General features: G+C 71.0%; 13 protein-coding genes. 6 read left to right on the top strand and 7 right to left on the bottom strand.

The genetic code is table 11. The annotated features are described in order from the left end of the window. Nucleotides 1-20: 20 nt before the first annotated feature. Both ACIQMR_RS04535 and ACIQMR_RS04530 read right to left on the bottom strand, forming a co-directional pair. A complete protein-coding gene (locus ACIQMR_RS04535; RefSeq protein ID WP_401382816.1) occupies nucleotides 21-1670 on the bottom strand; it encodes a threonine/serine exporter family protein in 1650 nt (549 codons plus the stop codon). A 106-nt stretch (nucleotides 1671-1776) separates the two neighbouring features. Then, complete coding sequence (locus ACIQMR_RS04530) at nucleotides 1777-2271, bottom strand: inorganic diphosphatase (RefSeq protein ID WP_108151010.1); 495 nt, start codon at nucleotides 2269-2271, stop codon at nucleotides 1777-1779. Nucleotides 2272-2383: 112 nt separating this feature from the next. On the opposite strand from ACIQMR_RS04530, the gene dacB reads away from it, so the two are divergent. The 6 genes from dacB (at nucleotide 2384) to folE (ending at nucleotide 9955) form a co-directional block, all read left to right on the top strand. Then, the gene (gene dacB, locus ACIQMR_RS04525) at nucleotides 2384-3817 is read left to right on the top strand and encodes a D-alanyl-D-alanine carboxypeptidase/D-alanyl-D-alanine-endopeptidase (protein WP_401382812.1); all 1434 of its coding nucleotides are present in this window, start codon (nucleotides 2384-2386) and stop codon (nucleotides 3815-3817) included. Nucleotides 3818-3969: 152 nt separating this feature from the next. Next, the gene (locus ACIQMR_RS04520) at nucleotides 3970-5097 is read left to right on the top strand and encodes a zinc-dependent metalloprotease (RefSeq protein WP_401382810.1); all 1128 of its coding nucleotides are present in this window, start codon (nucleotides 3970-3972) and stop codon (nucleotides 5095-5097) included. A 186-nt stretch (nucleotides 5098-5283) separates the two neighbouring features. Next, on the top strand, nucleotides 5284-6408 hold the full coding sequence (gene tilS / locus ACIQMR_RS04515; protein WP_401382807.1) for a tRNA lysidine(34) synthetase TilS: 1125 nt from the start codon (nucleotides 5284-5286) through the stop codon (nucleotides 6406-6408). A gap of 63 nt (nucleotides 6409-6471) precedes the next feature. Beyond that, complete coding sequence (hpt, locus tag ACIQMR_RS04510; protein WP_093660903.1) at nucleotides 6472-7011, top strand: hypoxanthine phosphoribosyltransferase; 540 nt, start codon at nucleotides 6472-6474, stop codon at nucleotides 7009-7011. 184 nt (nucleotides 7012-7195) lie between these two features. Further along, on the top strand, nucleotides 7196-9232 hold the full coding sequence (gene ftsH / locus ACIQMR_RS04505; protein WP_401382805.1) for an ATP-dependent zinc metalloprotease FtsH: 2037 nt from the start codon (nucleotides 7196-7198) through the stop codon (nucleotides 9230-9232). Between the two features lie 117 nt (nucleotides 9233-9349). Beyond that, on the top strand, nucleotides 9350-9955 hold the full coding sequence (gene folE, locus ACIQMR_RS04500) for a GTP cyclohydrolase I FolE (RefSeq protein ID WP_401382803.1): 606 nt from the start codon (nucleotides 9350-9352) through the stop codon (nucleotides 9953-9955). 136 nt (nucleotides 9956-10091) lie between these two features. Here folE and ACIQMR_RS04495 read toward each other — a convergent pair whose 3' ends face one another. The 5 genes from ACIQMR_RS04495 to folP all read right to left on the bottom strand — a co-directional run bounded on the left by ACIQMR_RS04495 (nucleotide 10092) and on the right by folP (nucleotide 13020). Next, complete coding sequence (locus ACIQMR_RS04495) at nucleotides 10092-10577, bottom strand: DUF3180 domain-containing protein (RefSeq protein ID WP_401384051.1); 486 nt, start codon at nucleotides 10575-10577, stop codon at nucleotides 10092-10094. 40 nt (nucleotides 10578-10617) lie between these two features. Continuing rightward, entirely contained in the window at nucleotides 10618-11205 is a 588-nt protein-coding gene (gene folK, locus ACIQMR_RS04490) for a 2-amino-4-hydroxy-6-hydroxymethyldihydropteridine diphosphokinase (protein WP_401382801.1), read from the bottom strand. Continuing rightward, nucleotides 11202-11561, bottom strand: coding sequence for a dihydroneopterin aldolase (gene folB, locus ACIQMR_RS04485; RefSeq protein WP_266381168.1), 360 nt, complete (start codon nucleotides 11559-11561; stop codon nucleotides 11202-11204). Before folB ends, folK begins: the two co-directional genes overlap by 4 nt. 194 nt (nucleotides 11562-11755) lie before the next feature. Next, nucleotides 11756-12217 carry a nuclear transport factor 2 family protein gene (locus ACIQMR_RS04480; protein ID WP_266381169.1) on the bottom strand — a complete coding sequence of 154 codons (462 nt, stop codon included), beginning with the start codon at nucleotides 12215-12217 and terminating at the stop codon, nucleotides 11756-11758. Next, a complete protein-coding gene (folP, locus tag ACIQMR_RS04475) occupies nucleotides 12214-13020 on the bottom strand; it encodes a dihydropteroate synthase (protein WP_401384049.1) in 807 nt (268 codons plus the stop codon). Before folP ends, ACIQMR_RS04480 begins: the two co-directional genes overlap by 4 nt. Between the last annotated feature and the right edge of the window lie 76 nt (nucleotides 13021-13096).

Below are 13096 nucleotides of genomic sequence, written 5' to 3'. Positions count from 1 at the left end.
CGCGGGCCCCGGGGGCCCGGTCAGAAGCCGCGTGTGCGCTTGGCCGCGCGGCGGCGCCCCGCGGCCGCGGGGCTGCGCAGGAACATCCGGGCGATCTCACCACCGAGGTTCACCCCGATCGCGATGGCCAGGGCCAGCGCCGCGGCCCTCGCCAGCGAGGCGAAGCCCTGGTCCATGTTGTTCTGCGCGATGTGCAGCACGCCGAAGTACGTGGCGCTACCCGGCAGCAGCGGGCCGATGGCCGCCGTCACGTACGGCAGTGACGAGGTGTGCTGCACACGGGCCAGCAGCTGGCCGAACAGGCCGACCAGCCCCGCCGCCACCGCCGTCGCCAGCACCGACGAGCCACGCGCCGTCACCGCGATCGACGCGAAGATCACCCATGCCACTCCGCCGTTGGCTGCCGCGATCAGCACCGTGGAACGGTCCTGCTGGAGCAGGACGGCGAAGGTCAGACACAGCGCCATCGACGCCAGGATCTGCACCACCGGCCGCTCGACGATGCTCAGCGACCCCTCCGGACTGAGGTTCGCCTCGAACTGCACGCCGATGTACAGCACCGTGAGCACCCCGACGACGATCGCCACGAAGAAGTAGGCGACCTCCAGCAGTCGGGCCGACGCCGTGATGTAGAAGCCCGTCAGCCCGTCCTGCACCGCCGCCACCAGAGCCCGTCCCGGGATCAGCGCGAACAGCCCACCGGTGATGACCGCGGACGGCCGCAGGTCCGTGTGGAGCGCGCTGAGCGCCACTCCCATGGCGGCCGGCGGCATCGCCGCCACCACGAACTGGTAGAACTCCGGCAGCCCGCGCCCCGCGCACAGCCACGCCAGCCGGTCGCCCAGCATCGCGCCGACCGCCGCCGCCAGGAACACCAGCGCGCCACCGCCGACCAGCACGGACGCCGAGCCGGCAAGGACGCCCGCGGCGAGCGTGAGGACCCAGCCGGGGTACGGGTGCCGGTTCCTGCGGATCTCGGCGAGCCGCCGGTAGGCCTCGTCCAGCCTGACGTCGTGGTCCTCGGCGCTGATGTCGGCGACCAGCTGGTAGACGGCCGCCAGCCGGGTGTAGTCGGTGACCCGGCGCCGTACCGTCCGGTTCGCCGTCACCGGATCGTCGACGAGTGACGGCTGGTAGGTGATCGACAGCAGGGTGAACGTGACGGTGGGCTCGCAGGCGTCGAGCCCGTACGAGCTCGTGATCGCGAGCATCGCCGCCTCGACGTCCTCGGCGCCCTGGCCGCCCGCGAGCAGCAGCTCGCCGATACGCAGCGTCAGGTCGAGCACGCGCGGCACCGCGGGCCCCGACTCGTCGTGCCGCTGGGCGGGCTCCGGCACCGGCCGCTCGCTGACCGGGATCCGCAGCATCGTGCGCATCCGGTCGTGCCAGGGCGCGTCCTTGGACAGTTGGATCACCGGGATGCCGTGCGCGGGCGTGTACGCCGGCGGGGACGCCTTCGCGCGGTACGTGGACGGCGGCGCGAAGGCCGAGCCCTCGGGTTCGCCCGCCGCCTCGGTGGACAGTCCGTCGGGAACGGCGAACTCGGAGGACGGATGGTCCTCCTCGGGCGGTCCGGGCTGGTCGACACCCTCCGGCGGGGTGAAGGCGCTGTGCGCCTCGTCGGACTGCGGCTTCCGGTCCTCCCCAGGACCTTCCGGCTCCGCAACCACGCTCTACCGTCTCCTCGCGTTCGTGTACGGCGTGTGTGCGCTCAGTATGCGACGGGCGGTGCACCCCGTGTGGGGTGCACCGCCCGTTACGTCTGCCCAGGGCGCGTCAGTGCGCGCCGCCCTGCGCCTCAAGACGCTTGTAGGAGGCCTCGATCTCCGCCTCGGCCTCGGTACGGCCCACCCAGTTCGCGCCCTCGACGGACTTGCCCGGCTCCAGGTCCTTGTAGACCTCGAAGAAGTGCTGGATCTCCAGGCGGTCGAACTCCGACACGTGGTGGATGTCCCGCAGGTGCTCCACACGCGGGTCGGAGGCCGGGACGCACAGCAGCTTGTCGTCGCCGCCGGCCTCGTCCGTCATCCGGAACATGCCGATGGCGCGGCACTTGATCAGGCAGCCGGGGAACGTGGGCTCGTCCAGGATGACCAGGGCGTCCAGCGGGTCGCCGTCCTCGCCCAGGGTGTTCTCGACGAAGCCGTAGTCGGCCGGGTAACTCGTCGAGGTGAAGAGGCGACGGTCCAGACGGATCCGGCCGGTCTCGTGGTCCACCTCGTACTTGTTCCGCGACCCCTTCGGGATCTCGATGGTGACGTCGAACTCCACGGGTGGCACTCCTCCATGATCAACACATATGTAGGTGACGCGGCTATCCGCTATCCGCAGTGATTAAGTGTCCCCTACGCAGGTGGGTGATCGCGAAAGGGGCTGGTCAAGGGTGCCCGACCGAGGAACATGGCAGTTCACGGCAGGCTCGGCCGTGATCGGCCTGGCCATCGCGGCCGCGGCGGTGACCGCGGCCGGCCCCTGGGACTCCGGTCAGCGTAAGGCCGAGCGTGACCGCGCGGCCTCTCTCGCCCGTACAGGTGGCACACATCACCCGGCGCCGGGACGGGGCGTGGACGCGGCGGAAGCGCCCGGGCCCGCGCCCGCGCCGAGCGCCCCCGGCGTACTCGCCGCCGCGCCCGCCCCCGTCACCCGGTCCGACACCGGGCCCGCCGACCCGCCCGCCACGTCGCCCGCCTCCGTGGCCAAGGCCCTCGCCCCGCTGCTGGACGACCCGGCGCTCGGACCGGTCCGTACCGCCTCGGTGGTGGACGTCGGCACCGGAAAGCAGCTGTACGGGCGTGGCGCGGCCACGCCCATGACCCCAGCGTCCACGATCAAGATCGCCACCGCGGCCGCCGTGCTGTCCGCGACAGGCCCCGACCACCGCATCCCCACCACGGTCGTCGCCGCACCCGACTTCCGCGGGATCACCCTGGTCGGCGGCGGGGACCCCACGCTCGACATGCCCCGGCTGCGCTCCCTGGCCGAGCGCACCGCGCACGCCCTGCGCGACCGGGGCGTCACCACCGTCCGCCTCGCCTACGACACGACGCTCTACAAGGGTCCGGTGGCGCATCCCATCGGCGCCGGCAACGACAACATCGCCCCCGTCACGCCCCTGATGCTCAACGAAGGGCGCCTCGACGACTCGACGGAGGGCAGCGCCGACCGCGGCACCGATCCGGCGGGCGACGCGGCCCGCGCGTTCGTCGGGCTGCTGAGCGAGCACGGCGTGAATACCGAGGCGGGGCCCACTCCGGCCAAGGCCCCCGCCAAGCCCTTCCCCCTCGCCACGACCCACTCCGCGCCGGTCTCCGCGCTCGTCGAACGCATGCTGACCAACAGCGACAACGACATCGCCGAGGCACTGGCCCGGCAGACCGCGATCGCCGGGGGCCGGCCCGCGAGCTTCGCCGGGGCGCAAGACGCCGTCACCGAACGGCTCAAGCGGCTGAAACTGCCCGTCGCCGGCGCCCGGTTCGCAGACGGCAGCGGGCTCAACCGCGCGGACAAGGTCTCCGCGGCGTTCCTCACCGCCGTCCTGAGCCGAGCCGCCGACCCCGCCCACCCCGAGCTCCGCCCGGTCCTCACCGGACTGCCCGTCGCGGGCTTCACCGGCACCCTCAGCGGCCGCTCCTCGGCCGGCTCCGCCGGCCTCGTCCGCGCCAAGACCGGCACCCTCAGCCACATCGACACGCTCGCCGGAACGGTCGTCTCACGCGACGGCCGCCTCCTCGCGTTCGCCTTCCTCGCGGGTGACACCTCCTCCGCCTCCGTCGCCCGCCCGGCCCTGGACCGCCTCGCGGCGGCCCTCGTCGGCTGACGTCCGGCGGCGCCGAGGGCATGGGGATCACCTGGCGGCGTGAGGTGCGTGACGGCGCCGGGGTGGCCACCGGGGCCCTCGGCCCCGGCCGGAGGGCGCTGTTGGGGTCCGACACCCCACCGTGTGGCGGGGCGACAACGTACCGTTGACGCATGACGAGCATCGGTGGTGCCGAGATGGTCGACTGGAATCTCGCGGTCGCGACCGCGATCCGCCTCGTACGGCCGGGGCCGGACGTCAGCCGGGACGAGGCGCGGGCCGTCGTCGCCGAGCTGCGGCGGCACGCCAAGGCGTCCGAGCAGCACGTCCGGGAGTTCACCCGGATGATTCCCGAGGGGCACGAGCCGGAGGACACTCCGGTCCTCGTCGTCGACCGGGCGGGCTGGGTCAAGGCCAACGTCGCGGGCTTCCGCGAGCTGCTGAAGCCCCTGCTCGACAAGATGCAGGAACGCCGTTCCGGCAGCCCGGGCGGCGCCGTCCTGGGTGCTGTCGGCGGCAAGGTGACCGGCGTCGAGCTGGGCATGCTGCTGTCGTTCCTGGCTTCCCGGGTCCTCGGTCAGTACGAGACCTTCGCCCCGCCCACCCGCGAGCTGCCCGGCGCGCCGGGCAGCGGCGGCAGGCTCCTGCTGGTCGCCCCCAACATCGTTCACGTCGAACGCGAGATGGAGGTCGACCCGCACGACTTCCGGCTCTGGGTCTGCCTCCACGAGGAGACCCACCGCACCCAGTTCACCGCCGTGCCCTGGCTGCGCGAGCATCTCGAGGGCGAGATCCAGTCATTCCTCGCCGAGACCGAGGTCGACCCCATGACCGTGCTGGAGCGGCTGCGCGAAGCCGCTCAGACGCTCGCCGGCGGCCGCCCCGAGGGCGAGCAGGACGAGGGCCGCTCCCTCGTCGAGATCGTGCAGACGCCCGAGCAGCGCGAGATCCTCGGCCGGCTCACCGCCGTGATGTCCCTACTGGAAGGCCACGCGGACTACGTCATGGACGGGGTCGGCCCCCAGGTCGTGCCGTCCGTCGGCGAGATCCGCGAGAAGTTCCAGCAACGACGCGCCCGTGGCGCCTCCCGTCTGGACATGGCGTTGCGCAAACTGCTGGGCCTCGACGCCAAGCTGCGCCAGTACCGGGACGGCGAGCGGTTCGTACGTGCCGTCGTCGAGGAGGTCGGTATGGATGGTTTCAACCGGGTCTGGACTTCGCCTAACACCCTGCCCACCAAGGCGGAGATCGCCAAACCGGCGGACTGGATCGCGAGGGTGCACCGCCGGGCGGAGCCGTGAGTGCGGTGCGGCCGACGGCAGACGGGCGCCCCTCTAATCACCCATCCGAGGGACCGTAGGTAATGGGTAGGCGTGCAATGCTCGGGGAACGGGCCGGTTCTGTCACCATCGACACACTCTGAGTGACCGGAACTCCGTCCCGACTCCTCACCGAGGCACCCCCCAACTCCACGAAGGGCACCGGACATGGGTCCGCATCCTGCGGTCGCGGCGATACGCCTGGCGGTCCGCCGCGTACTCCACGACGTACTCAACGAACTGAACGAACTCCCGGGCGGCATGTCCGCCGCCGACCGGCGGTCCGAGGCCGTGCGACAGAGCGCCGGACACTGCGCCGGAGTCGGCGCCGGGCATCGCGCCGGGCACAACACCGGGCGTCGCGCCGTGCAGACTCCCGACCGGCGGCCCCTCGTGCTGGTGGCCTGCTCCGGCGGGGCCGACTCCATGGCCCTCGCCTCCGCTCTCGCCTTCGAGGCCCCGAAGCTGTCCGTCCGCGCCGGTGCCGTCACCGTCGACCACGGTCTGCAGGCCGGCTCCGACGTCCGCGCCGCCGAGGTCGCCCACCGCCTCGCCGCCCTGCACCTCGACCCCGTCGAGGCCGTCGCCGTGACCGTCGGCCGTACGGGCGGCCCCGAAGCAGCCGCCCGCGACGCCCGCTACGCCGCCCTGGACGAGGCCGCCGAGCGCCACGGCGCCGTCGCCGTCCTGCTCGGCCACACCCGCGACGACCAGGCCGAGACCGTACTCCTCGGCCTCGCCCGCGGCTCCGGCATCCGCTCGCTCTCCGGCATGGCCGCCGTCTCCGGCACCGGCCGCTACCGCCGCCCCTTCCTCCAGCTCGACCGCCAGACCGCGCGCAAGGCCTGCCTCGTGCAGCATCTGCCCGTCTGGGACGACCCGATGAACGCCGACCCCGCGTACACCCGCTCGCGGCTGCGCCACGAGGGTCTGCCCGCGCTGGAGAAGGCGCTCGGCAAGGGGGTCGTCGAGGCCCTGGCCCGCACCGCCCAGCTCTCCCGTGACGACGCCGACGCCCTGGACGCCTGGGCCGCGCAGGCCGATGCGACCGTCCGGGACGACGCCGGTCTGCTCGAATGCGCGAAGCTCTACGCACTGCCTCCCGCGGTCCGCCGCCGGGTGCTGCGACGGGCCCTGGTCGCGGCCGGTTCACCTGCGGGTTCGCTCTTCGCCCGGCATGTCGAGGAGGTGGAGCGGCTCATCGTCGGCTGGCGCGGCCAGAAGCCCCTGAACCTGCCCGGCCGGGTCGAAGCCCACCGGCAGGGTGGCAGACTGGTCATTCGGCAAGGCTGAGCCGGCAGCGGGCCGAGCGCCGGGACGCCGAGACAGAAAGCGACGCGGGTGAACGAGAAGGACATGGGCGCCGATCTCAAATCGGTCCTCATCACCAAGGAAGAGATCGACGCGAAGCTGGCCGAGCTGGCCGCGAAGATCGACGCAGAGTACGCGGGCAAGGACCTGCTCATCGTCGGAGTCCTCAAGGGCGCCGTGATGGTGATGGCGGACCTGGCGCGTGCGCTGTCCACCCCCGTCACGATGGACTGGATGGCTGTGTCGTCCTACGGCGCGGGCACCCAGTCCTCCGGAGTGGTCCGCATCCTCAAGGACCTGGACACCGACATCAAGGGCAAGCACGTCCTGATCGTCGAGGACATCATCGACTCCGGGCTGACCCTGTCGTGGCTGCTGTCGAACCTCGGCTCCCGTGAGCCGGCCTCGCTGGAGGTCTGCACGCTGCTGCGGAAGCCGGACGCCGCCAAGGTCGCGATCGACGTGAAGTGGATCGGATTCGACATCCCGAACGAGTTCGTCGTCGGATACGGCCTCGACTACGCCGAGAAGTACCGCAACCTCCCGTTCGTGGGTACGCTCGCGCCCCACGTCTACGGAGGCTGAGGCTCGGGCCGCGCCCCGGGAACCCCGGCCGCCTTCCCGCCGTTGGAGCATGCGAAGGCGGTACCGGGTGACAATGCTGGGGTACCGTCCGAAGAACAGTCTTTTCCGTTGAGTCTCACAGCAGCACTCTCATAGCAGCATTTACCTACGGGCAGGAGGGACGGAGCGACACCGCTCCGTATGGATGGACGTGAAGCGATACTTCCGTGGGCCGGTCATGTGGATCGTGCTGGCCGTCCTCGCCGTGGTCGTGCTGATGCAGGTCGTCGGCTCGTCGGGCGGCTACAAGACGGTGGACACCGGCGAGGTTGTCCAGGCGATCAACAAGAACCAGGTCGAACAGGCCAAGCTGACCACCGGCGACGAGCAGATCATCAAGATCGAGCTGAAGGACGGCCAGAAGGTCGACGGCAGCGACAAGGTCCAGGCGAGCTACATCGGTGACCAGGGCGTCGCGCTCGCCACGACCCTGCAGCAGAAGTACGACGCGGGTGAGATCGAGAAGGGCTACACGGTCTCGCCCGAGCGGCAGAGCCCGTTCCTCTCGGTGCTCCTCTCGCTGCTGCCCTTCGTGCTCATCGTGGTCGTCTTCCTGTTCCTGATGAATCAGATGCAGGGCGGCGGCTCCCGGGTCATGAACTTCGGGAAGTCCAAGGCCAAGCTCATCACCAAGGACACCCCGAAGACGACCTTCTCCGATGTGGCCGGATCCGACGAGGCCGTCGAGGAACTCCACGAGATCAAGGAGTTTCTGCAGGAGCCGGCGAAGTTCCAGGCCGTCGGCGCCAAGATCCCCAAGGGTGTGCTGCTGTACGGGCCGCCCGGTACGGGCAAGACGCTGCTCGCGCGTGCCGTCGCGGGCGAGGCGGGCGTCCCGTTCTACTCGATCTCGGGTTCCGACTTCGTCGAGATGTTCGTCGGTGTCGGTGCCTCCCGGGTCCGTGACCTCTTCGAGCAGGCCAAGGCGAACGCCCCGGCGATCGTCTTCGTCGACGAGATCGACGCGGTGGGCCGACACCGCGGCGCCGGTCTCGGCGGTGGCCACGACGAGCGCGAGCAGACGCTGAACCAGCTCCTCGTCGAGATGGACGGCTTCGACGTGAAGGGCGGCGTCATCCTGATCGCCGCCACGAACCGGCCGGACATCCTCGACCCCGCGCTGCTGCGTCCCGGACGGTTCGACCGGCAGATCGCCGTCGACCGCCCGGACATGCAGGGCCGTCTGGAGATCCTCAAGGTCCACCAGAAGGGCAAGCCGGTCGCTCCGGACGTCGACCTCTCGGCCGTCGCCCGCCGCACCCCCGGCTTCACGGGTGCCGATCTGTCGAACGTGCTGAACGAGGCCGCCCTGCTGACGGCCCGCAGCGACAAGAAGCTGATCGACAACCACTTCCTGGACGAGGCCATCGACCGCGTCGTGGCGGGCCCGCAGAAGCGGACCCGGATCATGTCCGACAAGGAGAAGAAGATCACCGCGTACCACGAGGGCGGACACGCCCTGGTCGCGGCGGCTTCCCCGAACTCCGACCCGGTCCACAAGATCACGATCCTGTCCCGAGGCCGGGCCCTCGGCTACACGATGGTGCTCCCGGAGGAGGACAAGTACTCCACCACGCGCAACGAGATGCTCGACCAGCTGGCCTACATGCTGGGCGGCCGCGCGGCCGAGGAGCTCGTCTTCCACGACCCCACCACGGGCGCGGCGAACGACATCGAGAAGGCCACGGCCACGGCCCGTGCCATGGTCACGCAGTACGGCATGACCGAGCGGCTCGGCGCGATCAAGTTCGGCGGCGACAACACGGAGCCGTTCCTGGGCCGTGAGATGGCGCATCAGCGCGACTACTCGGAAGAGGTCGCGGCGCTGGTCGACGAAGAGGTCAAGAAGCTCATCGAGACCGCGCACAACGAGGCCTGGGAGATCCTCGTCGAGAACCGCGACGTTCTCGACAACCTGGTCCTCGCGCTGCTGGAGAAGGAGACCCTCGGCAAGGAGGAGATCGCCGAGATCTTCGCCCCGATCGTGAAGCGCCCGGCCCGTCCGGCGTGGACCGGCTCCTCGCGCCGTACCCCCTCCACCCGTCCGCCGGTGCTGTCCCCGAAGGAGCTCGCCCTGACGAACGGCGCGGCCAACGGTGCGACGGCGGGCGCGGCTCCCACGGTGACCGATGTCACCAAGTCAGCCACCGAGGCGGTTCAGGAAGAGCGCCCAGAGGCCTGACCAGGCATTACTCTGCCGCAAGGGCCACTGGTCCGGAATGAACGCCGCATCTCCCGGGTTCTAGCCTGGGAGATGCGGCGTTTTCACGCCATGTCGGAGCACAGGAACGAGGCACACATGACCGACCCGGTGACGCTGGACGGCGAGGGCAGGATCGGCGAGTTCGACGAGAAGCGCGCCGAGAACGCCGTGCGCGAACTCCTCATCGCGGTCGGCGAGGACCCGGACCGCGAGGGCCTGCGGGAGACGCCCGGGCGGGTGGCGCGGGCGTACAAGGAAATATTCTCCGGGCTGTGGCAGCAGCCGGAGGACGTGCTGACGACGACGTTCGACCTGGGACACGACGAGATGGTCCTGGTGAAGGACATCGAGGTGTTCTCGACCTGTGAGCACCACCTGGTGCCTTTCCGGGGCGTCGCCCACGTCGGCTACATCCCCTCGACCACCGGCAAGATCACCGGACTGTCCAAGCTGGCGCGCCTCGTCGATGTCTTCGCCCGCCGCCCTCAGGTACAGGAGCGGCTGACCACGCAGGTCGCGGACTCCCTGATGGACATCCTGGAGCCGCGCGGAGTGATCGTGGTGATCGAGTGCGAGCACATGTGCATGTCGATGCGCGGCATCCGTAAGCCGGGCGCGAAGACGATCACCTCCGCGGTGCGCGGGCAGCTTCGCGACGTCGCCACCCGCAATGAGGCGATGAGCCTGATCATGGCGCGCTGAGCCTGACCACCACGCACTGGACGGTGCCCCCGCCTCAACTCCGGGGCGGGGGCGGGATGCTGCGCAGGGCAGAGGCCCAGGGCGCGGCCCCCGGCCGTCGCACGTCCGAGGCGCGGGGGCCGGGGCGCAGCCCCCGCTACCTCGCCGGGACCTGGCCCGTGCCGTTGTCCTCGTCCTCGGGGAGCTTGCAGACGCGCTCCAGGAAGATCGCCGCGGCGATCACCGCGATGCCGGCCAGCACCGAGAAGCCGGCGTAGATCGCCTGGTCGCGGCGGGCCGGGATGTCGAGGGAGCCGAGCAGGAAGACGCCCGTGCCGCCGTACAGACCGCTGACGAGGGCCGCGACCAGGGCGCTCGCCTGGCCGAAGACGACCGCGCGGGCGGCCATCAGCGGCTCGACCCCCTTCGCGCCGGGACGGCGCTCGCGCTGGGCGCGCAGCCGGGCACGGAGCGAGAGCGCGGTCGCGGCGAGGACCGCGGCGATCGCCGCGAGCACGATCGGCGCGGCCAGCGGCACGCTCGGCAGCGTACCGACCGAGTCCCACAGGCGGGTGCCGGCCCATGACAGGATTCCGGCCACCACGAAGAGCCCGGCGAGTACCCCGAGCCGTAGTTGCTTCACCATGTGCCCTTCGTGTCGGCGACCCTGGAAAGCGTAACGACTATTCGGGCAGGCGGAGTTCCAGGTCCACGCGCGGCGCGACCCCGGTCCGGCCGACGCCGTCGAGCAGCTCGGCGACCGGCCCGCGGCCCGGAAGCTGGGCCTCGGGCTCCACGTCGTGCCACGGGGCGAGGACGAAGGCCCGCTCATGCGCCCGTGGGTGCGGGAGCGTGAGCACCGGGTCGTCGGAGATCACTTCCGCGTACGCCACGATGTCGACGTCGATCGTGCGCGGACCCCAGCGCTCCTCGCGCACCCGGTCGAACGCCTCCTCGATGGCCTGACCGCGCTCCAGCAGGGAGCTGGGCGGCAGGGTCGTCTTCACGAGCACCACCGCGTTGAAGTACGACGGCTGGGAGCCCGGCTCGACGCCCCACGGCTCCGTCTCGTACACGGGAGAGACCGCCTTGACGCGCACGCCGGGCGTGTCCTCCAGCGCGTCGATGGCGCCCTGGATGGTCTCCAGGCGGTTGCCGAGATTGGCGCCGAGCGCGATCACGGCCCGCTTCGGGTTGGACAGGGTGATGTCCGCCGCGTCGACCTGCTCGACGACGGCGGTGGGCACGGGCTGCACTGTGGGGTCGCTCATGCTCGGCTCCGGGTGATCGTGATGGTCACATCGTCGAACGGGACGGTGATCGGGGCGTCCGGCTTGTGCACGACGACCTCGACCTCCTGGACGCCCTCGTGCTTGAGGCACTGCTGGGCGATGCGCTCCGCGAGCGTCTCGATCAGGTCCACCGGGTCGCCCTGGACGACGTCGACGACCTCCTCCGCCACCACTCCGTAGTGCACGGTCTTCGCCAGGTCGTCGTCGGCCGCCGCAGGGCGGGTGTCCAGGCCGAGCACCAGGTCCACGATGAAGGTCTGCCCCTCCTCGCGCTCCCGGGGGAAGACGCCATGGTGCCCGCGGGCCTTGAGGCCGCGCAGCGCGACACGATCCACGCGAATCACTCCTGCTGTCGTAGGTCCTGCGCGCACACAGCCGCGTGCGGGCGGCAGCAGTGCACGGGTTCGAATCTACCTGCGAGCACTGACACCACCTGCCCACGGGGGCTATGGACAGAGCGGTCGGCGACTGGTAGCCGCGCCTACCCCGCAGTCGTGGATACGAACCTCCCACATGCCCGTTTACCCACTCAGGAGGGGGATTCGCCGTCCTGTTCGTCGTCCGATTCGGCCAGAACCGGTGAGCCGTGGTGTGACCAGATTCTCCAGCCCTCCGGTGTGCGCCGGAACACATTCGTGGCGACCACCAGTTGTCCCACGAGAGGTCCGAGCTCCCCGGCCTCCTCCGCGGGGCCGCCACTGAGGATGTTCTCCGTGCAGGTGACGAGCGCGGTGTCGCCGACGACGCTGACGCGTACATCGGTGAGGAAGAACTGGATGTACTCCGTGTTGGCCATGATCAGCGCGTACGAGCGCAGCACCTCGCCGCGTCCCGACAGCACCGGCCACCCCGGATGCACGCAGGAGATGTCGTCGGCGCCTTCGCCGTCCAGCCACAGCGACGCGATCCCCTCGAAGTCGCCGCGCTCCATCGCTTCGTAGAAGGCGGTATTGGCTGCCTCGACGCTTTCGACGTCGGTACGGGAAGTCACTGTGTCCTTCCCGCGCCCTCGACCGCCCGCGCGACCCGCACGGCGTCCGCCGTGGCCCGTACCTCGTGGACCCGCACGGCCCAGGCGCCCTCGTGGGCGGCGATGGCGGAGACGGCGGCGGTGGCCGCGTCCCGCTCACGGGCGGGCGGCGGGGTCGGGGCGCCGTCCGCCAGCACATGGCCGAGGAACCGTTTGCGGGAGGCGGCGACCAGCAACGGGCGGCCCAGCGCGCGCAGCTCGGCGAGACGGGCGACCAGCGCGAGGTCGTGCTCGGCCTGCTTGGCGAAGCCGAGGCCCGGGTCGATGATGATCCGCTCGGCGGCGACACCGCCCGCGATCACCGCGTCCATCCGCTCGCGCAGCTCCGCTGCGACCTCGGCGACGACGTCCCCGTACACCGCCCGGCTGTTCATGTCCTCGCTGAAGCCGCGCCAGTGCATCACGACGAACGGCACCTCGGCGGCGGCGACGGCCGGGACCATCTCCGGGTCGGCGAGTCCGCCGGAGACGTCGTTGACCAGCACCGCCCCGGCCGCTACCGCCCGGGCGGCGACCGAGGCGCGCATGGTGTCGACGGAGACGGTGACGCCTTCGGCCGCCAGGCCCCGTACGACGGGGACGACGCGCCGCAGCTCCTCGTCCTCGTCGACCCGCGTGGCCCCGGGCCTGGTGGACTCGCCACCGACGTCCACGAGATCGGCGCCCTCGGCGACGAGGTCGAGGCCGTGCTTGACGGCTGCCGTGGTGTCGAACCAGCGGCCTCCGTCGGAGAAGGAGTCGGGCGTCACATTGACGACTCCCATCACCGCACAGCGGTCCCACTCCGGCAGGCCCTCGGCCGTGCCCCGTCCACGCAACGTACTCATACGACCAGCCTAG

Source organism: Streptomyces sp. NPDC091376 (assembly GCF_044757085.1).
In the GTDB taxonomy this organism is placed as follows: domain Bacteria; phylum Actinomycetota; class Actinomycetes; order Streptomycetales; family Streptomycetaceae; genus Streptomyces; species Streptomyces pratisoli.
This window is presented reverse-complemented; position numbering and strand designations above follow the sequence as displayed.